This is a genomic window from Acinetobacter sp. GN11, from assembly GCF_054823985.1.
Genome location: NZ_JRVL01000150.1, coordinates 60154 through 81011, shown reverse-complemented (window position 1 = coordinate 81011; position 20858 = coordinate 60154). Strand labels below are relative to the sequence as shown.

At 39.3% G+C, this 20858-nt stretch carries 18 protein-coding genes; 13 read left to right on the top strand and 5 right to left on the bottom strand.

Going from position 1 to position 20858, the window contains the following annotated elements; translation table 11 throughout:
- The first annotated feature begins 27 nt into the window (after window positions 1-27).
- From pta to NL42_RS13205, 3 genes are all read left to right on the top strand, one after another.
- Window positions 28-2172, top strand: coding sequence for a phosphate acetyltransferase (gene pta / locus NL42_RS13215; RefSeq protein ID WP_461313074.1), 2145 nt, complete (start codon window positions 28-30; stop codon window positions 2170-2172).
- A gap of 229 nt (window positions 2173-2401) precedes the next feature.
- A complete protein-coding gene (locus tag NL42_RS13210) occupies window positions 2402-3928 on the top strand; it encodes a fumarate hydratase (RefSeq protein WP_461313073.1) in 1527 nt (508 codons plus the stop codon).
- A gap of 142 nt (window positions 3929-4070) precedes the next feature.
- Window positions 4071-4625, top strand: coding sequence for a DUF2059 domain-containing protein (locus NL42_RS13205; RefSeq protein ID WP_461313072.1), 555 nt, complete (start codon window positions 4071-4073; stop codon window positions 4623-4625).
- A gap of 24 nt (window positions 4626-4649) precedes the next feature.
- Here NL42_RS13205 and NL42_RS13200 read toward each other — a convergent pair whose 3' ends face one another.
- From NL42_RS13200 to tig, 4 genes are all read right to left on the bottom strand, one after another.
- On the bottom strand, window positions 4650-5366 hold the full coding sequence (locus tag NL42_RS13200; RefSeq protein WP_005036950.1) for a DUF2846 domain-containing protein: 717 nt from the start codon (window positions 5364-5366) through the stop codon (window positions 4650-4652).
- A 154-nt stretch (window positions 5367-5520) separates the two neighbouring features.
- Window positions 5521-6834 carry an ATP-dependent Clp protease ATP-binding subunit ClpX gene (gene clpX, locus NL42_RS13195; protein WP_005302193.1) on the bottom strand — a complete coding sequence of 438 codons (1314 nt, stop codon included), beginning with the start codon at window positions 6832-6834 and terminating at the stop codon, window positions 5521-5523.
- A 105-nt stretch (window positions 6835-6939) separates the two neighbouring features.
- Window positions 6940-7545 carry an ATP-dependent Clp endopeptidase proteolytic subunit ClpP gene (gene clpP / locus NL42_RS13190; RefSeq protein WP_003654845.1) on the bottom strand — a complete coding sequence of 202 codons (606 nt, stop codon included), beginning with the start codon at window positions 7543-7545 and terminating at the stop codon, window positions 6940-6942.
- Between the two features lie 193 nt (window positions 7546-7738).
- Window positions 7739-9073, bottom strand: a complete 1335-nt coding sequence (gene tig / locus NL42_RS13185) for a trigger factor (protein WP_336165992.1) — start codon at window positions 9071-9073, stop codon at window positions 7739-7741.
- Between the two features lie 414 nt (window positions 9074-9487).
- On the opposite strand from tig, the gene NL42_RS13180 reads away from it, so the two are divergent.
- From NL42_RS13180 to rdgB, 7 genes are all read left to right on the top strand, one after another.
- Entirely contained in the window at window positions 9488-11779 is a 2292-nt protein-coding gene (locus tag NL42_RS13180; RefSeq protein ID WP_461313071.1) for a TonB-dependent receptor, read from the top strand.
- A gap of 104 nt (window positions 11780-11883) precedes the next feature.
- Entirely contained in the window at window positions 11884-12567 is a 684-nt protein-coding gene (locus tag NL42_RS13175) for a Fe2+-dependent dioxygenase (RefSeq protein WP_461313070.1), read from the top strand.
- 459 nt (window positions 12568-13026) lie between these two features.
- Window positions 13027-14724, top strand: a complete 1698-nt coding sequence (leuA, locus tag NL42_RS13170) for a 2-isopropylmalate synthase (RefSeq protein WP_461313069.1) — start codon at window positions 13027-13029, stop codon at window positions 14722-14724.
- Window positions 14725-14807: 83 nt separating this feature from the next.
- Window positions 14808-15968, top strand: coding sequence for a homoserine O-succinyltransferase MetX (gene metX, locus NL42_RS13165; RefSeq protein WP_461313068.1), 1161 nt, complete (start codon window positions 14808-14810; stop codon window positions 15966-15968).
- Window positions 15968-16561: a methionine biosynthesis protein MetW gene (gene metW / locus NL42_RS13160; RefSeq protein WP_001217230.1), complete on the top strand. Its 594-nt coding sequence runs from the start codon at window positions 15968-15970 to the stop codon at window positions 16559-16561. Before metX ends, metW begins: the two co-directional genes overlap by 1 nt.
- Entirely contained in the window at window positions 16558-17145 is a 588-nt protein-coding gene (locus NL42_RS13155) for a tetratricopeptide repeat protein (protein WP_016801941.1), read from the top strand. Before metW ends, NL42_RS13155 begins: the two co-directional genes overlap by 4 nt.
- Before the next feature lie 174 nt (window positions 17146-17319).
- A complete protein-coding gene (rdgB, locus tag NL42_RS13150) occupies window positions 17320-17946 on the top strand; it encodes an RdgB/HAM1 family non-canonical purine NTP pyrophosphatase (RefSeq protein ID WP_461313067.1) in 627 nt (208 codons plus the stop codon).
- A gap of 241 nt (window positions 17947-18187) precedes the next feature.
- Here rdgB and NL42_RS13145 read toward each other — a convergent pair whose 3' ends face one another.
- Window positions 18188-19063, bottom strand: coding sequence for an AEC family transporter (locus NL42_RS13145; protein WP_461313066.1), 876 nt, complete (start codon window positions 19061-19063; stop codon window positions 18188-18190).
- Between the two features lie 251 nt (window positions 19064-19314).
- Here NL42_RS13145 and NL42_RS13140 point away from each other — a divergent pair, with 251 nt between their 5' ends.
- From NL42_RS13140 to tatC, 3 genes are read left to right on the top strand one after another with little or no spacing between them, the layout of a single operon-like run.
- Window positions 19315-19533 (top strand): Sec-independent protein translocase subunit TatA, encoded by a 219-nt coding sequence (locus tag NL42_RS13140; protein ID WP_003654829.1) that lies wholly within the window; start codon window positions 19315-19317, stop codon window positions 19531-19533.
- 12 nt (window positions 19534-19545) lie between these two features.
- Complete coding sequence (tatB, locus tag NL42_RS13135; protein WP_461313065.1) at window positions 19546-19980, top strand: Sec-independent protein translocase protein TatB; 435 nt, start codon at window positions 19546-19548, stop codon at window positions 19978-19980.
- The gene (tatC, locus tag NL42_RS13130) at window positions 19977-20747 is read left to right on the top strand and encodes a twin-arginine translocase subunit TatC (RefSeq protein ID WP_004794778.1); all 771 of its coding nucleotides are present in this window, start codon (window positions 19977-19979) and stop codon (window positions 20745-20747) included. Before tatB ends, tatC begins: the two co-directional genes overlap by 4 nt.
- Window positions 20748-20858: the final 111 nt, after the last annotated feature.

The window sequence follows — 20858 nt, the reverse complement described above, 5'->3', positions numbered from 1 at the left end:
AAACTCGATATTTATTTATAGGTTTATATGAATACAATTTTATTGATTCCTACAGGCGAAGGGGTTGGCTTAACCTCTGCCTGTTTAGGCATGATTTACGCACTTGATTGCAACGGGATTAAAGCTGGCTTTTTAAAACCATTTTCTCAAGAAGACCAAGAGCATCTTGATCGAACCACTTCATTATTCGGTCATTTATTTCAAAGTAAAACAGTTCAATCTATTTCGCATGAAAAATTAACTCAGCTTATTGCCGCTGGGGAATTAGATGAATTACTTGAAGAAGCTGTTAGCCTTCACCGTAGTGTTGCAGCAGACCACGATGTTATTATTGTGGAAGGCTTATTACCTAACGGACAAGACCACTTTGCCAGTGAACTCAACGCAAGTCTTGCACAAGCACTTGATGCAGAAGTCGTCTTGGTCAGTACAGCAGATATTCAAAATCCGAAAAAAGCCGCAGAAAAAGTAGATGCTCATTTACGTCAATTTGGCGGAGCAGCTTCAAATCGTACTGCGGGTGTACTTTTCATGCGTACCCGTGGATTAACCGAAGAAACAGCACAAATTCCTGTTGCGTTTGATCCATCGTTACGACCGACTGAAGAAATCGCAAAATTTACGACCGAACTGCAAAAATATAATCGTTATTTTGGCTCTAGCGATTTACCAATTATTGGACTAGTTCCATTTAGTAACACGCTAAGCGTACCAAGAACACTTGATATTGCGAATGTCATTGATGGGCAATGGGTACATCAAGGTGAAGCTAAAACACGTCGTATTTTGCATTCGAGTTTAATCGCTTCAAGCATTGAATATGAACTGAATAAGTTTATTGCAGGTGAATTGATTATTAGTGCATCTGAACGTACCGACGTATTACTGGCAAGTAGTTTGGCGACCAGTAATGGTATTCCTCTGGCAGGTTTGGTACTTACCGAAAGAGAAGCACCAGCACCTGAGCTTTTAGAGTTTTGCCAAAATGCGATCAAGCAAGGCTTACCGATTTTACATACACGTCTCAATACATTAGAAACTGCTCAGCGTTTATCTGACTTTGGTAATGAAATTCCCGTCGATGATACTGAACGTGCGGAACAAGTGACTCGTTTTGTTTCAAGTCATATTGATGTCGAATGGCTTAAACAGCACAGCAACAATGCAGCTACTCCTCGCCTGTCGCCATCGGCTTTTCGTCATGAACTGGTGCAAAAATCGATTGCAGCGAAAAAACGAATTGTACTACCTGAAGGTGATGAGCCACGCACCATTCAAGCTGCGGCAATTTGTCAGGCACGTGGTATTGCTGACTGTATTTTGCTGGCTAAACCAGATGCGGTACAAGATGTTGCAAAAGCACGTGGTATTGAATTACCTGCCGGATTGGCAATTGTCGACCCTGACAGTATTCGCGATCAATACGTTGCACCAATGGTTGAACTCCGTAAAGGGAAGCTCAACGAACTTCAAGCGAAAGAACAGCTCCAGGATACCGTAGTGCTTGGAACCATGATGTTGGCTTTAGACGAAGTAGATGGCCTAGTTTCCGGTGCAGTACACACCACAGCAAATACGGTCCGCCCAGCATTCCAGCTCATCAAAACGGCTCCAGATTATTCACTGGTTTCATCCATCTTCTTTATGCTTTTGCCAGATGAAGTTTATGTGTATGGCGACTGTGCGATTAACCCAGACCCGACAGCCGAACAACTGGCTGAAATTGCGATTCAGTCTGCTGACTCGGCTAAAGCTTTTGGAATTGACCCACGTATTGCCATGATCAGCTACTCAACCGGTACTTCTGGAACAGGTGCAGATGTTGAGAAGGTACAGCAAGCAACTCAAATTGCTCAGCAACGCCGCCCTGACTTACTGATTGATGGTCCACTTCAATACGATGCTGCTTCAGTTGAAAGTGTGGGACGTCAAAAAGCACCAGACTCACGTGTTGCTGGTCGTGCAAATGTATTTATTTTCCCAGATTTAAATACGGGTAATACGACTTACAAAGCGGTACAACGTGCTGCCAATGTCGTGAGCGTTGGGCCAATGCTGCAAGGTCTAAACAAGCCAGTTAATGACTTGTCTCGTGGAGCATTAGTAGATGACATCGTCTTTACTATTGCGTTAACAGCAATTCAAGCCGAGCAGCAAGCAGCTGCCAAATAATTAATATAATTTTATCCAGTTCTACCTCTCGCCATTTGATGTCCGCTCAAATGGCTTTTTTTATTTTAGTCACTCAAAAATAAATAATTTTCCGATTTCTGGCTTTTAAATCACTTCAAATCTTCTTATGCGACTTTCGGTCAAAAGATCAACCAATCTCCCACAACACTGTATTTTTGTCATATAATTTAGCCCGCTAGCTAACAGCCCGCTCAAGAGATTTTCTGGTATGACAACGATTATCAAACAAGATGACTTGATTACATCGATCAAGGACGCCCTACAGTTTATTTCGTACTATCACCCGCAAGACTTTATCCAAGCGATGAGCCGTGCTTATGATCGCGAAGAAAACCAAGCTGCAAAGGATGCAATTGCACAGATTCTAATTAACTCTCGCATGTGTGCGGAAGGTCATCGTCCAATTTGCCAAGATACTGGTATTGTTAACGTTTTCCTTGAAGTGGGCTTAGATGTTAAATTTGATTTAACAATGAGCTTAGACGATGCAGTAAATGAAGGTGTTCGCCAAGGTTACCTTGAAAATAGCAACGTTCTTCGTGCATCTGTACTTGCTGACCCTGCATTTGGTCGTAAAAATACAAAAGATAATACTCCTGCTGTAATTCACTACAAACTCGTTCCAGGTAACAAAGTAGATATTACTGTTGCTGCTAAAGGTGGCGGTTCAGAAAACAAATCTAAACTTGCGATGCTTAACCCATCTGACTCGATTGTTGATTGGGTACTTAAAACTGTACCAACAATGGGTGCAGGCTGGTGTCCTCCAGGTATGCTTGGTATTGGTATTGGCGGTACTGCTGAAAAAGCCATGATGCTTGCTAAAGAAGCGCTCATGGAAGAAATCAACATGGACGAATTACTTCGCCGTGGGCCAGAAAACAAAATCGAAGAACTTCGTCTCGAAATCTTTGAAAAAGTAAACGCACTTGGTATTGGTGCACAAGGTCTTGGCGGTTTAACCACTGTTCTTGATATTAAAGTTAAAGATTACCCATGTCATGCTGCTGGTAAACCAGTAGGTATGATTCCTAACTGTGCTGCTACCCGTCACGCTCACTTCCAGCTTGATGGTTCTGGTGTAGCTCATATTCAGGCACCAAAACTTGAAGACTACCCATCTGTAACTTGGGATTCTTCAAAATCTAAACGCGTAAACCTCGATACCATTACTCAAGCAGAAATGGATTCTTGGAAACCGGGTGATACATTACTTCTTAGCGGAACAATGTATACAGGTCGTGATGCTGCTCACAAACGTATGGTTGAAATGATCGACAACGGTGAAGAATTACCAGTTGATCTTAAAGGTAAGTTTATTTACTACGTTGGTCCTGTTGATCCAGTGGGTGACGAAGTCGTTGGTCCTGCTGGTCCTACAACTGCAACACGTATGGATAAATTCACACGTAAAGTATTAGAGCATACTGGTCTATTCGGTATGATCGGTAAAGCTGATCGTGGTCCTACAGCAATTGAAGCAATCAAAGACAATAAAGCAACTTACTTAATGGCAGTTGGTGGTGCAGCTTATCTTGTATCTAAAGCTGTTCGCGAAGCTGAAGTTGTTGCATTTGCAGACTTAGGTATGGAAGCAATCTACAAATTCGTAGTTGAAGATATGCCTGTTTCTGTTGCAGTTGATGTAAACGGTACATCAATTCATGCAATTGCTCCAAAAATCTGGCAAGCGAAAATTGGAAAAATTCCAGTAGTCGACGCTGCGGCAGGCTAATCAAGAAAAGCACCGAATCCGGTGCTTTTTTTATGCATTCTTTTTTTATTTTAAAATCTGAAAAGAATTGTAACAATTACTTCTTCAATCTGTGCTATTAATAAATGCACTCTCTCGCCATATATTGAATATAGGTCATTTCATGACTATTCGCCCTATTCTTAAAAATCTTTCAATTAGCCTCTGCCTAAGCTGCATCACCACAAGCTTATTTGCCTCTCCTGCCAAATTAAGTTCAGTAAAAGAACTCATGCAAATGAGCCAAATTGATTTCTTGCTTAAAGAATCAATTAATGAATTAACGCCTTACTATGATCAACAAGCAGAACAGATCATTGGTAATATCACAGGCATCAAAACTTTAGGTCCAAAAGAAAAAGAAGCTGCGAAAAAGCTTGGGTTACTATTGAAAGATTCAAGTAACCAACTCATCAGCAATCCTAAAACTACACAAGCCTTACAAGATATTTACTTAAAGACATATTCTGAAGAAGAGATCCAGGCGAATCTGAAGTTTTTAAAAACCCCAGAAGGCCAATCGATTACGCGTAAAAACGTGCAGATTATGGGGCAAATTTCAGAATATATGATGGAGTTAGGACAACAGACCTTTAATGACCCTAAAGCAAGAGATCATATGCAAGAAGAGATGCTTAAAATTATTGCCCCATTAATGAAAGATAAAGAAAAGTCTTAACTTTTCTTTATCTTTGACAGGTCATTACCAAGTTAAAGGATTCCATAATTTAAAAGGCTTAATCAGATGTACATCTGACTTTTCATCATATTTGGCAGGTTTTAATTCTTGTGGTTTATGTCGAATCTTACCTGACGCATCTTCTGCTACAAAGTTGTAGCTTGAAGATTTCAACTCGGTAAATGCTATCTCTCTACGGCCAATATTATCTTGCATTAACATAAATGGGCCAGTGTGTTCACCTCGGTCCATTTTATTTTCTTCATCATATTTCAAATAATAAGACGTTCCTGCCTCAACAGTTATATCCATATATTTTGGCTCTTGAAAATGAATACCCAATAAAGGTCGACTTGCAGAAAGGCGATAAGTCCCTGCTGGCAATTCAATCCAATAATAATGGTTATGTAGCAGGCTCGGAATTCGCTTGCCATTTACAAACAGGTTAATCGCAGCAATTTCCTGACGATTCCATTTTGTATCTGGTCGATAGAGATAAACGACAGCAGCTTGTGCATTTTGTGGTTTGATCGGAACAAATGTCTGACCCAATTTTTGATTAACCCAACCACCCACGGCAAAACCACCTACGTGATATTGGTCTAATAGTCCGGGTTCTTTTTCAACATCAACTTTAGGTAAAGTTGCAGTCAATTCACCCGTATTTTTTTCTAAATGAGATGAGCTTTGACAGCCCACAAACAATCCGGCACAGCACAAAGATACGATTAAATAACGCATGGCATCCCTCAAAGCGTTTTGTTTTTGATTTATTTTTTACAACGCAAAACTATGCGTATTTTGTATTTTTAAGATTAACACCGCGCACATAAATTGAAAACAAAAAAAGCATGAATCACTCGCGCGATTCATGCTTTTTAGATGAATGAAATCTCTATGCAGACTTCGAATCAATAACCTTTAAATCTGCCTTAGCAACACTTTCATGCGTTGCAGCTTCTTTAGGTTGACGCTCTGCTTTATAAACAGGTTCTGCTTCACCATTAATAACTGCTTCATTAATAATGACTGTCCCAACGTCAGTACGACTAGGTAAATCGTACATAGTTTCAAGCAGTACGTTTTCCATAATAGAACGTAAACCACGCGCACCCGTATTACGCTCAAGTGCTTTCTTCGCAATTGCACGTAATGCAGAATCTTCAAAAATCAGATCAACATTTTCCATAGTGAAAAGATATTGATACTGGCGAGTTAATGCATTTTTTGGCTCAGTCAAAATTTGCATTAATGCTTCTTCATCCAACTCTTCAAGTGTCGCAATCACTGGTAAACGACCAATGAATTCTGGAATTAAACCAAATTTCACTAAGTCGGTTGGCTCAACCTGACGGAACAATTCAGCAAGTTTTTTGGTTTCATCTTTGTTTTTAACATCAGCTGTAAAACCAATACCGCCTTTCTCTTGACGCTGCTGTACAATTTTTTCCAAACCAGAAAATGCACCACCACAAATAAACAAAATATTCGAGGTGTCAATTTGGATAAATTCTTGCTGCGGATGCTTACGTCCACCTTGCGGAGGAATAGAAGCCACTGTACCTTCAATCATTTTTAACAATGCTTGCTGTACGCCTTCACCAGACACATCACGCGTAATTGACGGGTTTTCAGATTTACGAGTAATCTTGTCAATTTCGTCAATATAGATAATGCCCTTCTGAGCTTTCTCTACATCGTAGTCCGCTTTTTGCAAAAGCTTTTGTACAATATTTTCAACATCTTCGCCCACATAACCAGCTTCGGTTAATGTCGTTGCATCTGCCATTGCAAATGGAACGTCTAAAAGGCGAGCCAATGTTTGCGCAAGTAAAGTTTTACCCGAACCTGTAGGTCCAATCAGTAGAATGTTACTTTTAGCAATTTCTACTTCTTTAGACACATGGCCATTATGACCAACTTTTAGGCGTTTATAATGGTTATAAACCGCAACAGATAACGTCTTTTTGGCAAGATCTTGACCAATTACATATTGATCAAGCGCAGCACGTATTTCATGTGGTTTTGGCAATGCCTTACTCGCCCAGTCCCCTGCTTCAACCTGTTGGCTGGTTTGTACAAGGTCTAAGCAGACATCCACACATTCATTACAAATATATGCGTCCTCACCTGCAATCAGTTTCCCGACTTCAGACTGCGTTTTACCGCAAAATGAACAATGTTTTTGTCCTTGAGGATGTTCGGACATATTCACTCCACAAATAGAATCTTAAATATTAGGGCAAGATGCACTGCATAAATAACTAAATGGAGATCTTTTTCAACATCTCAAGTTATTTATATAAGAAGGTCCTTATGGACGCTTACTTAACACCTGATCAACTAAACCATATTCTTTAGCAGACTGGGCTGTCATAAAGTTATCACGGTCGGTATCACGAGCAACTGTTTCGTAGTCTTGACCACTGTGCTCTGCCATTAAGCGGTTTAAACGTTCTTTAATAAATAGAATTTCACGCGCATGAATTTCAATATCCGATGCTTGACCGCGGAAACCACCCAATGGTTGGTGAATCATGACACGAGCATTTTCTAGACAATAACGTTTGCCTTTAGCACCAGCATTTAACAAGAATGCACCCATTGAAGCAGCTTGGCCCATACAATATGTTACGACATCAGGTTTAATAAACTGCATCGTGTCATAAATAGCCATGCCCGCTGTCACAGAACCACCTGGAGAATTGATATAAAGGTGGATATCTTTATCAGGGTTTTCAGCTTCTAAAAACAACATTTGGGCAACAATTAGATTTGCCATGTTGTCTTCAACTTCACCTGTTAAAAAAATGACGCGCTCACGTAAAAGTCGTGAATAAATATCAAAAGAACGTTCGCCGCGAGAAGATTGTTCAACCACAACAGGAACTAAAGCATTTTCAATTGTTGGAACATACATACGTTATTTATTCCTAAATTTTTTGTGACTTAACCTATGGCAACAATATGCGGGATAATTTCTCAAATTGCAAAAGGTTCGCACTGAAATATTATATTATTTATACCTAAGTACTTAATGTCGCACTCAAATTAACCACATATTGAAAAACGAAAAAGGCGCCTAAAGCGCCTTTTTCTGACTTCTTAAAAGATTAGCCCATACGGCGAGCTTGTTGTTCTTTTAACAAATCATCATAAGATACAGGTTTGTCAGTCACTTTAGCTGCAGCTAAGATGTGATCAACAACTTGATCTTCTAATACAACAGCTTCAATTTGAGCACGTTGTTGAGCATCATTTTTGAAGTATTCAATCACTTCAGTTGGATCTTCGTAAGAAGAAGCCATGTCGTCAATGTAAGCATCAACGCGAGTTTGATCAACTTCAAGTTTAGCGTCAGCTAAAACTTTGCTCACTAATACACCAAGCTTAACAGAACGTTCTGCTTGCTCTTTGAACAATTCGTCAGGAAGCATGCTCTTGTCAAAAGATTGCGCGCCTGCACCACCGAACTGTTGAGTGAACTGTTGAACCATTTGTTGACGTTGACGGTCAATTTCTTGAGCAACCATTGCAGTTGGAACTTCAACTTCGTTCGCAGCAACAAGTGCATCAAAAGCAGCTTGTTTAACTTGGTTACGTAAACCATTGCGAACTTCACGTTCCATATTCTTGCGAACGTCAGCTTTTAATTTCTCAACGCCTTCTTCTTCAGTTACACCGAAGATTTTCAAGAATTCAGCATCAATTTCTGGAAGTTTTGATTTTTCAACTTGCTTCACAGTGATTTTGAATTGAGCAGCTTTACCAGCCAAGTTTTCAGCTTGGTAGTCTTCAGGGAAAGTAACATCAATTACTTTCTCTTCACCAGCTTTCATGCCAACGATGCCGTCTTCAAAGCCAGGAATCATACGACCTGCGCCTAATACGAGTTTAAAGTCTTCAGCAGAACCGCCTTCAAACTTTTCACCGTCGATAGTGCCTTCAAAGTCAAAAGTCACTTGCATGTCTTTTTTCGCCATGCCCTTGGTAACAGCCCAAGTTTGACGTTGCTTTTGCAAGTTTTCGATCATAGCATCAACGTCAGCATCTTTAATTTCAGCTGTTTTACGTTCAACTTCTAAACCGTCGAATGCTTGTACTGCAACTTCTGGATAAACTTCTACAGTCGCTTCAAAAACTAAAGCATCTTCTTTATGTTCAACTTTATCAATGTTCGGCATACCTACCGCATTGATTTTTTCTTGTTGAATTGCTTCAAAAACGCTATCACGAATGATGTCATTTACAACTTCTTGATAAATGCCCGCACCGTATTCGCGGCGAACAACGTTTTCAGGCACTTTACCTGGACGGAAGCCGTTGATCTTCACAGTTTTGGCAGTGCGTTTCAAACGAGCTTCAAATTGCTCGTTAATACGGCTCGTCGGTACAGAAACATTTAAACGACGGGCAACGCCCGAAACCGCTTCAGTCGTTACTTGCATGGCTTCCTCGATAAAAATTAGTGAGTAGGAACAGTTTTTTTAAAAGTGCTGTATTATATGACAACTTTCCAGATATACAAAATTAACCGACCACTTCATTTAAGTTAAGGTCGTTATTCTCGTAAATTTCACAGTAATTTTATGATTCTTTAAATATTTTTCATAAAGCCTTAAGTAAAACTAATTTTTTAGTTATTCTTCATAAATCTAAAATTACAATCAAAATCCAAATTTAATCGCTTTTATAAACACTTACTAAGAATCAGTAGATTAGCTACATAAAAGTACAATTACCCATTCAATCATTCACTTTATCTTCACAATTCAATTGGCAAATCCAATTAACACAAACTGTACATATAAATAAGAATTATTATTATTCGCATAACCTTTTAGTTTTAGAGTCCTGAAGTCATGTCTTTGATTAGAACACGTAAAAAAATTGTTTCATCTGCGATAGCTTCATCGTTATCAATGATCGCAACAACAGCCATGGCACAAGAAGCAATTTCACAATTACCAACGATTCATGCTCAAGCGACTCAAGAAGAATCTTTAAAAGTAGATCAGTCAGCAAACTCTAAATTCGTAGCTCCCCTTTTAGATACTCCAAAATCAGTTTCAGTTATTTCAAAACAACTTATTGAAGATACGAAAGTAACAACTTTAGCAGATGCATTACGTACAGTTCCTGGCATTACTTTAGGTGCAGGTGAAGGTGGCAACCCAAATGGTGACCGTCCTTTCATTCGCGGCTACAATTCAGAAAGTTCGATGTATGTAGATGGCGTTCGTAATGCAACTTCTCAAAACCGTGAAATGTTTGCTGTCGACCAAGTTGAAGTCATTAAAGGTTCTGCATCTGCTTTGGGTGGTGCAGGTACTTCAGGCGGTAGCATTAACCTGATTACTAAAGTCGCTAAAAAAGGCGATTCACTTGAAGGTTCTGTTGCCGGAGGCACAGATAACTACGCTCGTGTCACTTTAGATGGCAATAAAGATTTTGGTAATGGAGTTGCTGCCCGCGTTGTAGTGATGGGTCATCAAAATGACAAAGCTGGACAAAGTAATGGTGCGGAATATAAACGTGCTGGTATCGCACCAAGTATTAGTTTCGGCTTGGATAGTGCTACTCGTGGAACACTCAGTTATTACTATTTAAAAACTGATGATACACCTGACTCAGGTATCCCTTACCAATATGACGCAGTGAAAAAAGCAACGGCTGGTAAACCAGTGGATGTTAAGCAAGGTGCTTATTACGGTTGGAAAAATCGTGATTTTCAAAAACAAGAAAACCAGATTGGCACACTTAAGCTTGAGCATGATCTAACTGATGATTTGACGCTTAGCAATACTGCTGTTTATGGTAAGTCTAAAAATAATTATTTGTGGACTCAACCAGATGACAGTCAAGGTAATATCGTAAATGGTAAGGTTTGGCGTCGTGTAAACACAAATATTACCGATACGAGCAGTTTTACTGACCAGTTATCATTAAAAGGTAAGTTCGATACAGGTTCGCTTAAGCATAAATTTAATATTGGTGCTGAATATAGCAAGCAAGATTCAGATCGCGGCACAAACATCGTAACTGATCCAAATACTTCAAAAATTGGTGGTAGTGGTGCAAATAATGCTTGTTCATTGCCTAACTCAAATGGCTGGTGTACTGACCTAAACAACCCTAATCCAAATGATCCATGGTTGGGGCATGTACAAGCAAATCCAAATGTTACCAATATTACGTCTAAGACCCAGTCAATTTACGCATTAAACAATATTGAAATTACACCTCAATGGTTAATTGATCTTGGTGTACGTTGGGACAAATTTGATACTGATGTCAAATATAATAAGGACTCAGGTTCAGGTACATCACTCATCAAAGCTGGTACAAAATACAGTTCAAGCAATGACTTCTTTAACTATCAAGCAGGTGTGACATTTAAACCTGTTGAGAATGGCTCTATCTATTTGAGCTATGCAACTTCAGCTAACCCTGTAGGCGTAGATGCTGGTGATGGTTCAGAAGGAATTAGTGTTCCAGGTCGTAACACAACCGATGAACAAGCAAGAGCGATTAACAATCTTAAGCCAGAAGAAGTTAAAACTTATGAGTTAGGTACTAAATGGGATGTATTAAATGACCGTTTAAACTTAACTGCTGCGATCTTCCGTACTGAAAAAACCAATACTCGTGCTTTAGGCACAGACGGTTTTACAAGAAATATTGGTGAAACACGTGTTGACGGTATTGAACTAGGTGCAAATGGTAACATTACTGAAAAGTGGGCAGTCTCTGCTGGTTACACGTATTTAGATAGTGAAATCGTTGACGGTGGATATGCTAAAGATAGTAACGGCAACTATGTTCCAAGCCCAACAAACGGCAATCAAGTACAAAATGTAGCTAAAAACTCAGCAACTCTTTGGACAACTTATAAAGTATTACCACAACTTACCTTAGGCGGTGGTGCAGTTGCTATGGATAAAGTATATGGTGATGCTGCAAATACCAAATATGTTCCAGGCTATGTTCGTTACGATGCCATGGCTCGTTATGACGTAAATAAAAATGTTAATTTACAGCTTAACCTAAACAACTTATCTGATAAGCGTTACTTCCCAAAAGCTTATGCTTCACATTATGTAACCGAAGCAGAAGGTCGTAGTGCCGTGCTAGCGATTAACTTTAAATACTAAGTTAACTTAGAATCCCATAATATTTTTATGGGTTCTGATATAAAATAGCCTCTATTGTTAGAGGCTATTTTAATTTTCTACTATTATTACTCGCAGGTATCACCGTGATCCACCATATTCCTAACGTATTGAGTAAAGAACAGGTCCAATATTTTCGTGATGAAATGGATAAGATTGAATGGGTCAATGGCAAAGTAACCGCTGGTACACTCTCTGCAACTGTAAAACACAACCAGCAATTACCTGAAGATCATCCACTCACCCATCATCTCAGTAATATTATTCTTGAAGCACTAGGCAAGCACCCATTATTTTTATCTGCCGCAATTCCACTTGATATCATCCCTCCACTTTTTAATCGTTATGAAAATCAGGAATCTTTTGGTTTTCATGTAGATAATTCTATTCGTCGCATACGGGGTACGAATGAGCGACTTAGAACTGATTTGTCATGCACTTTATTTTTAAGTGAACCTGATGAATATGAAGGTGGTGATCTTGTCGTAGAAGATACTTATGGCTATCACGAAGTAAAGCTACCAGCAGGAGATATGATTTTATATCCATCTACTAGTTTGCATGAAGTGACTGCGATTACTGCTGGCTGTCGTATCGCTTCTTTTTTCTGGGTACAAAGTATGGTGCGTGATGAAGCTGAACGTCACATGCTCTTTAATTTAGATCAAACTGTACAAAACCTTAGAATACAGTTGGGTGATAACCATAGCGAAGTGATTAAGCTCACTAATATTTACCATAATTTAATGCGAAAGTGGGCAGAGTTATAACTACATTTATTTTTGCCTTATTGAGATCATGTAATTTCTTTTACCTTAATATGGCAAAAATATGAAAATTATTTTCTCAAAAACATAAAACTGCGCAAAATTAGAAAATTATTTCCTAATTTCTAAGATTAAAATTACTATAAGAATTTTGCACAAGGTGTAATCGTTGTTTAGATGTGATATATCTAAATATCAAGATTACCAGCAAACCATCAAACTTATTATTTCACGGTCTAGAGATGAAAACGAATTACTTGTTTGCCCAGCCTACTCAAGCAAGACATCATCCGCAACTCCTGATGCTGCGCCAAGCGCGCGTATAAAAATTTTGTCTGCTTTCTAAAGCAGCACTTTGAAATTCCCTTTAATTTTTCTTAATTAGATACCATATATAACTGTAGAGACGTTGCCTTTTAAATATATCCAGAGCAACTACGCTACGAGACAAGGAGTTTTCTCATGATGTTGGCTGACCCAAGCAAAAAATACCGCCGTATGTACCAACGAGTGGATTTACCAGATCGCCAATGGCCAAATAACGAAATTACAAAAGCGCCAATCTGGATGAGCACCGATTTACGTGATGGTAACCAAGCAATTTTTGAACCAATGGACATGGAACAAAAATTCAAAATGTTCAAAATGCTTGTAAAAATCGGTTTCAAACATATTGAAATCGGCTTCCCTTCTGCATCTCAAATCGACTTCGACTTTACGCGCTTGTTGATTGAAGAAAATCACATTCCTGATGACGTATACATTGAGGTTTTGGTTCAAGCACGTGATCATTTAATTGAACGTACATTTGAATCATTGGCAGGTGCTAAACGTGCAATTGTGCATATTTATAACTCTAACTCTCCAACCTTCCGTCAAAAGGTGTTGAATGTAGACGTTAATGGTGCAAAACAATTAGCAATTAATGCTGCTCAAAAAGTTAAAGAATATGCTGCGCAATATCCTCAAACTGACTGGATTTTCCAGTACAGCCCAGAGTGTTTCTCTGCAACTGAATTAGAAGTCGCTAAAGATGTCTGTGATGCTGTCACAGAAATTTGGGATGCACGTCCTGACCATAAAGTGATTTTAAACTTACCTGCGACTGTAGAAGTTTCTACGCCAAATGTTTATGCAGACCAAATTGAATGGATGCATCGTAATTTGGCACGTCGTGATGGTGTAATCATTTCTGTTCACTGCCACAATGACCGCGGCTGTGGTATTGCTGCATCAGAACTTGCAATTATGGCAGGTGCTGACCGTGTTGAGGGTTGTGTGTTCGGTAATGGCGAACGTACAGGTAACGTTGACGTTGCAGCGATTGCGTTGAACATGTACACCCAAGGTGTAGCGCCAGAGTTAGATTTCTCTAACATTAATGAAGTGATTGCAACGGTTGAAGAATGTACTGGCTTACCGGTACACCCTCGCCATCCATATGCAGGCGACTTGGTATTTACTGCATTCTCTGGTTCACATCAGGATGCAATCAAAAAAGGCTTTGAGTACCAGAAAAACGAAGAAATCTGGGATATGCCTTACTTGCCAATCGACCCGAAAGATTTGGGCCGCGACTACGATGCAGTTATTCGTGTAAATAGTCAGTCTGGTAAAGGCGGTATCGCTTACTTATTAGAAGCGAACTACAACGTTGTGTTGCCTCGCCGTTTACAAATCGAGTTCAGTCAGGTTGTTCAACAATATGCTGATGATAATGGTACAGAAATTAACGCAAAAGAAATCTGGACCTTATTTAAAGACACGTATGTTGATGTGAAAAACCATCATTACACAGTCAAAAACTACAGATTATCTGACATTAATGGTACTCAAATCATCGAACTTGATGTTGTTGTCGAAGGTGAAACACAACAACTTCGTGGTGAAGGTAACGGACCGATTTCTGCATTCTTAAATGCGCTTCAGTTACCAATTGACGTGTTGAACTATGAAGAACGCAGTATTAGTTCAGGTGCAAATGCGAAAGCGTTAACCTTGATTGAACTTCAAGTGAAAGGTACTGGTAAAGGCTCATTTGGTGCAGGTGTTCATGACAATACAGTCACCTCATCAATTGAAGCAATTATTGCATGTACTAACCGATTGATTGATCAAGGCGTTTTAAGTACAGATCAGGTTGTTGCCGCCGCTGTTTAATTAAAAAAAAGACTTTGGAAAGGATACCTAGCTTGGTATCCTTTCTTTTTATTCCTGAAAGATTTAAAAGGCGAAATGTTCCCGTGTCTTTTCCAGCTGATTCAGTGGGGTTAGTCACTCCGCAAAAGTTCCAATTTGAAGAACCATTACATCTTGAATGTGGGCGTGTTTTGCCACGTTTTGAATTAATGGTTGAAACTTACGGCACTTTAAATGCAGATAAATCAAATGCCATTTTAATCTGTCATGCTCTTTCCGGACATCATCATGCAGCGGGTTATCACCATGAAGATGATAAAAAAGCTGGATGGTGGGATGGCTGTATTGGCCCGGGTAAAGCAATCGACACGAATAAGTTCTTTGTAGTTTCACTCAATAATATTGGCGGATGTAGCGGCTCAACTGGCCCAACGTCACCAAATCCTGAAAATGATAATCGCCCTTATGGACCAGATTTCCCATTAGTAACGGTACGTGACTGGGTAAAAACTCAAGCCATGCTTTCTGACCGGTTGGGTGTAAATATTTGGTATGCCGTTATTGGTGGCTCTTTAGGGGGCATGCAGGCACTACAATGGTCGGTTGACTATCCTGACCGCTTACAAAAATGTGTCATCATTGCCAGTGCGCCAAAGCTTTCAGCACAAAATATTGCCTTTAATGAGGTTGCTCGCCAGTCAATCTTGTCTGATCCGGACTTCCATCATGGTCGTTATTTAGAAAATGATAGCTACCCGAAACGCGGCCTGATTTTGGCTCGCATGGTAGGTCATATTACCTATCTTTCAGAAGAAGCCATGAAACAAAAATTTGGTCGTGATTTAAAATCAGGCAAATTTATGTACGGTTTTGATGTCGAGTTTCAGGTTGAAAGCTACCTTCGTTACCAAGGCGAACAGTTTAGCCGTAACTTTGATGCCAATACTTATCTCATTATGACCAAAGCATTGGATTATTTTGATCCATCACGTGAATACAACCACTCATTAACAAACGCGATGGGTAAAACAAAATGTCAGTTCCTGATTGTTTCTTTTACAACAGACTGGCGTTTTACACCAAGTCGCTCTCAAGAGATTGTTGATGCACTCATTACCAATCATAAGCCAGTAAGTTACCTCGATATTGATGCGGAACAAGGACATGACTCGTTCTTATTCCCGATTCCATTGTATGTAAAAACAATGCGCGCTTTCTTAGGCGGTGAAGAACTCTTAAAATCGACGTCACTGGAGGCAAGCTAATGCGTATTGATCAACAACTGGCAGAAAAGTGGATTAAACCAGGCTCAAGCGTACTCGATTTGGGATGTGGTGATGGTGAATTACTCGCTCATATGAGCCAAAAGCATCAAATTCGTGCTTATGGTTTAGAAATTGATCAAGAAAAGATTGCAATTGCCGTCAGTCGCGGGTTAAATATTATTCAACAAGATTTGAATCTCGGTTTGAGCCGTTTTGCTGACCAGTCTTTTGACTATGTGGTTATGGCACAGGCTTTGCAAGCTGTAGATGCACCGGATGTTTTATTAAGAGACATGGTGCGTGTGGGTAAACAGGCAATTATTACTTTTCCAAACTTTGCGCATTGGAAGACTCGTTCTTTTCTTGCATTAAAAGGTATGATGCCTGTATCGGATGCTCTACCATATATGTGGTATAACACCCCCAATATTCATTTATGTACATTTAAAGATTTCGAAGCACTTTGTGCGGAAAATCAGATACAAATTATTAATCGACTCGCCGTCAATGGAAATCAGCAGGGAAGCCTGTTAAGCAAACATGTTCCTAATTTGTTTGGTGAAGTCGCTATTTATCGAGTGAGTGCACTATGAAAAAGACATTATTTAGCACACTATTTGCAGGACTGCTAAGTATGCAGGCTCATGCAGATTATATCGCCCAGCCACAATCGGTTGCGAGTCAGGCTGCACGCTTTTCAACAATGGGGGTTAATGACCTTCAGAAAGCTGCAAAAGCTGGTCAAGCAGGCGCACAATTTTACCTTGGTACGCACTACCAATATGGTAAAGATGTAGAAAAAGATGAAAAACAAGCTTTCACATGGTTTAAAGCAGCAGCTGATCAAGGTTTATCGCCAGCACAATTAAACGTAGGCCGTATGTATGCCGACGGTATTGGTGTTAGAAAAGATGAGTCAATGGCTCGTAAATACTTCGAGAAAGCGGCAAGCAATGGTGATAACCGTGCAAGCTATAACCTCGCGATGATGGAAGAGCAAAAGAAAAACTACGTAGGTGCTTACCAGTGGTATGAGCTTTCAACTCGTGATGGCATGCTCGACAATAAAGTAATTAGCCTATCAGAAGGTAAGAAAACTGCTCTTGCAGCTAACTTGACTCAAGAACAAATCCGTACAGCACGTGACCGTGCAGACAAATGGATTCAAGCACAATAATAACGGTTCATCCGTAAAAAACCTTACTCGACTAAAACCACCTTGTATGCTCTACAAAGTGGTTTTAGTTTAGATCATGCCATTTTATATTCTATTTATTTCCCTCTATATCCCCTCTTAAAAAACACGTAACATAACTCACGTTCGATATTAGCTATAAAGTTTGGTTTTATTATGTCTACCCCACATTGGTTTGATCAGGGCAGTTTAGTTCTTGCCAGCAATAACAAAGGTAAAGTCGCAGAGTTTGAAAAACTTTTTGAACAGCTTAAATTACCTGTAGAAATTATTCCTCAAGGTCGCCTTAATATTCCTGATGCAATTGAAGATGGCTTAAGCTTTATTGAAAATGCCATTATTAAAGCTCGCCATGCCTCTAAAATTTCAGGTAAACCTGCGATGGCTGATGACTCAGGCATTTGTGTTCCTGTCTTAGGCGGTGCACCTGGTATTTACTCAGCACGCTATGCTGGAGAACATGGTGATGATGCAGCTAACAATGCAAAATTATTAAATGATCTTTTACCATATCGTAAGAATGGTGAAGTGATTGAAGGCATGTTTGTGTGTGTACTTGCTTTGGTAACGCATGCTGAAGATCCTTTGCCACAAATTTTCCAAGGCATCTGGCACGGCGAAATTTTAGAAGCGCTACGTGGTGAAAATGGCTTTGGCTATGACCCACTATTCTGGTTGCCTGAGCTACAAGTTTCTAGCGCTGAACTATCTAAAGAAGACAAGAATAAGATTAGTCATCGTGGACAAGCGATGCAGTTATTTAGAGAGAGCTTGCAGAAGTAAAACTTTATATCGGTTTTAGTTTAACTTTAAAGCCATTTGCTATCGTGCTAGGCGACATGGATGTCGCCACGTCACTGCCTTGCGCAGATTCCCAAAGCAGTGCTTCGGAAATCGCTCAGGATGTGTCGTCAGTTCGACAAATGGTTTTGTTACTTTTGACGAAACAAAAGTAAATATTGCCTACATACACAAAATAAGCATATAACCACTATTCAAAGGCCGTCTGGTCTAACCATCTTCCTTAGAAATAAAAATGCAAAAAAACCGCATAAATCGCAATACACACACAACTCACAATCGTCCCTGAGGCGATATAAGCCGCAGATCTTCCTGTTCCTTGGTAATGTGTTTCTAGCGCTACAATATTGGCTGCTGGTGGCAGACAGAACATTAAAAACATGACTCCAATGTGCTGACTTATATTTGGAATCGGTAGAAATCTATACGTTAGTCCACAAAGAATAAGTCCACACACCACTTTAAATGTTTGAGCTTTCGTACTGTAGATTAAGTCTTTTAAATGCACACGTGTACGACGCAGCCACATTCCCAATACACACATTCCAGCAAAAGTCATTACAAATTTAGCTACCTCATAAATCCAATGTATAGCTGGATGTTCAATATGTTGAGCACCAAGAAGTCTAAGTAGAAGCGCGCAAAAGATCGAAATACATGGTGGAGAAGTTAAAACCTTTTTTAATATATTGAGCTTACTTTGTGGAGCAGTAGTGACTGCCGTAACAGCCCATGCATTTCCAAAAAGAGACATGCCAATATATAACGCCACAATAGGTGCCGTAGCTTGGGGGCCAAATAAAGCCATGGCAAAAGGAAAGCCGAGCCAGCCCATGTTGGTATAACTTACGCAAAGTGCTAATAATCTGTCTTTAAATAAAGCTAAATAAGCAAAGAAAATAATAAATGCTGAACCAAAGCTAAACAGCATTAAACTCAAACTACCCGGTTGATAAAATACCATGTTGTAAATAATAACAACTGGAATAAGCAAGCGTGCAAGCCATGCTGAAAGAATAGGTTTTAAAGTTTCTGAAATAGAAGTCTGGGCAAGTAAAAGTCCAGTGATAAACGCCAATATTGGCAGTAATAACGCCACGCTTTATCCTTTCACCCATCAAAATCAGTTTGTTATGCTACACCTTTTCAAAATGAAATGTACTCTCCTTTTCAAGTAATTTAAGCTTCCCTTTCTCAGCTATCTCTAAAATAAAAATCAAATACAGCCTTTATAGAACTACCTTTTTAGATTTTGACTAACGGCTATTGTCTTAAAAATGACATATAAATGTCACATTGTTGTCATGGCAACCTGTTGATATAAAGCGAACTGAAAAGAGGTATAAGATCATGGCCGGTTTATCTATTTGGCACGTTGTTATTTTTGCAATTGTCGTTATTTTATTATTCGGTACATCTAAATTAAAAAATATCGGTAAAGACGTAGGCGGTGCAGTAAAAGACTTTAAAAAATCAGTTCGTGAAGAAGACGAAGCTGCTGCTCTTAATACTCCACGTACAATTGATGCCCAAGTCAAAACCCCTGACAGCACATCAGTGAAAAGCTAAAGGTTTTCTACCATGCTTGATGTAGGAATGACAGAGCTACTCTGTTTTGCAATTATTGCAATTTTAGTTTTAGGTCCGGATAAACTTCCAGAAGCCGCACGCTTTGCTGGTCGTTGGTATGTACGTCTAAAACGTTATATTACCAATTTGCAAAATGAGATTGATCAAGAGTTGCGTCTTTCTGAATTTCGAAAAGAAATGCAAGAAGAACTCAACCGCATTGAAGCACTAGAACGCAAAGTACAACAACAACTTGAAGAAATACAAAAACAGTCTACTTCAGACAACTCAGAAAAAACTGAGGTAGCTGAAACGATATCTCAGTCTGCGATGTACTCCCCTGTATCGGGCCATTATGAAGTGCCCTTTCTTGCCAAATTTACACCTTTGGCATCTCAAAGCGACACTTTAGAAACACCCCCCGTTAAATTGAAGATTGCCGTATGAACCAACTGCCTTCAACGACTGTAAATACGCAAGAAAATTTAGACCAAATGCCAATCATGAACCATTTGGTCGTTTTAAGACGTCATTTATTTAGAATTGTCGGGGTAACATTATTTTTATTCTTTTGCTTATTACCCTTTCGAAATAATACTTACCAATTATTATCGGAACCTTTAAGGCTGCAACTTCCTGCATCATCTTCAATGATTGCAACAGATGTAACTGCAACCTTTATGGCGCCTTTTAAGCTCAATTTATTTGTCGCACTTGTGCTGGCAATGCCATTTATTCTTTATGAAATCTGGACTTTTGTCCGCCCAGCGTTATATCAAAAAGAACGTCATTTAGCACTTCCGTTACTTATTGGTAGCATTGTTTTGTTCTATGCTGGCGTTGCTTTTGCATATTACATTACACTTCCTGCAATTTTACATTTCTTTATTAGTGTATCGCCTGAAACGGTAGCACCTATGACGGATATTAATAGCTACCTAAGCTTTTGCTTAAAGTTATTTTTAGTTTTTGGTGTGACTTTTGAAATTCCAATCGCGACGCTTCTATTGATTTTAATAGGTGTGGTAAATACAAAAAGTCTTGCTGAAAAAAGACGTTTTATCATTGTGGGATGTTTTTTTGTAGCCATGTTCATTACCCCACCAGATGCAATTTCTATGGTGATGTTGGCGATCCCGATGTGGTTGCTTTTTGAACTTGGATTATTGTTCGGTAAAATTCTTGAGAAAAGAAAAGCTCAATCTGCTGAATAAAAAATTATGTTTTTAAAAAGCCTGAAATTCAAAGTTCAGGCTTTTTTATATAGACCACTTTTTAATCTACAAACCCATAAACTGTCTTCAAAGTGACTTAAAAGTGTAAGA